At 28.2% G+C, this 2,228-nt stretch carries 2 protein-coding genes; both read left to right on the forward strand.

Features of this window, described 5'->3' with window-relative positions:
* The first annotated feature begins 81 nt into the window (after positions 1-81).
* Entirely contained in the window at positions 82-1,080 is a 999-nt protein-coding gene (locus NSA58_RS19240) for a DNA/RNA non-specific endonuclease (RefSeq protein ID WP_257560870.1), read from the forward strand.
* A gap of 202 nt (positions 1,081-1,282) precedes the next feature.
* Entirely contained in the window at positions 1,283-2,056 is a 774-nt protein-coding gene (locus NSA58_RS19245; protein WP_147516138.1) for a DUF4839 domain-containing protein, read from the forward strand.
* Positions 2,057-2,228 lie beyond the last annotated feature (172 nt).

The raw sequence follows: 2,228 nt of genomic DNA on the forward strand, positions 1-2,228 counted from the left end.
TATAACAAATTATAATAAAAATTGAAAAAGTGTCAGAATTAACTAAGAGTAAAAAAATATTAAAGGAGAAATTTATAACTAATGAAAAAATTCAAAGTAAAACCAATTAATTATTATTTAAGTTTATTTATAGTTATAGCACTAACATTCTGCACAGGTTGTGCTAATAATGATTCTAATGCAAGTAATAATCAACCAATTCAAAGTGCAAAAGAATTAACAACAAATAAAGAAACTGGTGAAAATGAAGGTTCTTCAAATGAAAATATAAATGAGGATAATACAGATATCACTAATACTACAGAAACAGAATCAACAACAACTAATACGGAAGATATATTTAAAGGATATAAGCTAATAGAAGTTGATGGTGGAAATTTATCAGGACATAGAGAACCTAATGTTGTAGTAGATATAGGCTTTGGTGATAGAGAATACTGGGCATTCACTAATGAATATGGTCAATTAGTTAAAGTAATTGCTAAAGAAATTATATTACAAGATGATTCAAAAGAGCCTGTTACTTCAAGTGGTAGATACTATCCTGATGAAGCAAAAGTACCTGGAGTTGAAAGTAAGTACTTAGATGAAGGTCATGTTGTTGCTGATTCACTTGGTGGTGTTTCTAATGCTTATAATATAACACCTCAAAATAGTACGCTTAATAGACATGGTAACCAAGCTTATATGGAAAAAGCTATCAGAGATGCTGGAGGCTGTACAGATTTTGTTGCTATAATAACTTATCCAGATACAAAAACTCAAATACCAAGTCATTATAGTTACACATATACTATCAAAGGAAATGTAATAAATGATGAATTTGACAATGTAAATCCTGATGAATATAATGCTAATTTAGAGTCTAATAAATCAAATAATAATACTATAAATAACTCTAATACAAATAATATCACTAAAAATGAAAGCCAAAGTAATTCATCAAAAGTTTACTGGACACCTAATGGAAAAAGCTATCATACTACAAAAAATTGTTCTACGCTATCAAGAAGTAAAACTATTTTAGAAGGTACAATCCAATCAAGTGGAAAGTATGACCCCTGCGATAGATGTCATTAGTATGATATGAATAGTATATAGATTAGTACCCAATCCATTCTTGAAAAATGGGCTGGGTTATTTTTATCTTTAGCTATGTTTTAAGTAAAAGTTGAAAATGATACAATATAAATTATTAAGTCGCTATTGTTATATAATGTGAATTAAACATAATTATAATGACATATATATAGATAAGAGTTTAGTTATTGAGGTGAAAAATATGAAAAAATTTATGTGCATTTCAATAGCAATCATTTGTTGCATTATTCTCGTTGCATGTGGAAGTAGTGAAAATCATACAGGAAAATCTAAAACTCCATCAGATTCATCTTCAATGAATGGACTAAATTATAAAAGCGTTGTAGAATCATTCGAGGATAATGGTTTTACTAATATCAAGTTAGAAAAAATAGAAGACTTGATTACTGGATGGTTGATAAAAGAAGGTGAAGTAGAAGAGGTATCTGTAGGAGGTAATTTTGATTATTCCTCAGGTGAATGGATTGATGCTGACACCGAGGTTATCATAAGATATCATACTTTCTCAGAAAAAGAAACTGAAACAACACAATATAAATCAGAAGAAAATGAAGAGCAAGAAGATATATCAGATGAAATACTAACTATTAATAATTGCGAGGAACTTGCAAATATGTTATCAAATAAAGCAGATATAGATGAATCATATTCAAGTTTTGCAAGTAAGTATCACGGAAGGATTATTGAATTTGATGGTAACATTGCTCACTTGATGAACTATAAAAATTATAAGACAAGGTATGACATCCTTGTTTATGCAGGTGATTTTTCCTATGATTCTGTAAGAGGTCCAGCATTTAAATTTGAAAATAGAAGTGCTTATGAATTTGATGGTATATACTTAAATTATCAACCCGAGGATGGAAAAAATGTACGAATTACTGCAATGGTAGGTACATTTGATAGTAACTCAGGTCTATTTTATCTTTATCCTAAATCAGTTACAGAACGATAAATTCCAATTCATAAAGCTGATTTAGTGAACGGAATTAAATCAAGAGTTGTATTTGATTATTTATACAACTCTTGATTTTTTATTATTCAAAACTTATCTAATTTCAACATTGTGTTAAAATATAGCCAATTTAATAGAGGCTATATAATATATTTATCATAAAGTTAGATAA

Origin of the sequence: Terrisporobacter muris, from assembly GCF_024621905.1 — a bacterium.
GTDB lineage: Bacteria > Bacillota > Clostridia > Peptostreptococcales > Peptostreptococcaceae > Terrisporobacter > Terrisporobacter muris.

Coding starts and splice junctions, on each gene's coding strand:
- NSA58_RS19240 (WP_257560870.1), top strand. CDS start 82: ATGAAAAAATTCAAAGTAAAACCAATTAATTATTATTTAAGTTTATTT.
- NSA58_RS19245 (WP_147516138.1), top strand. CDS start 1,283: ATGAAAAAATTTATGTGCATTTCAATAGCAATCATTTGTTGCATTATT.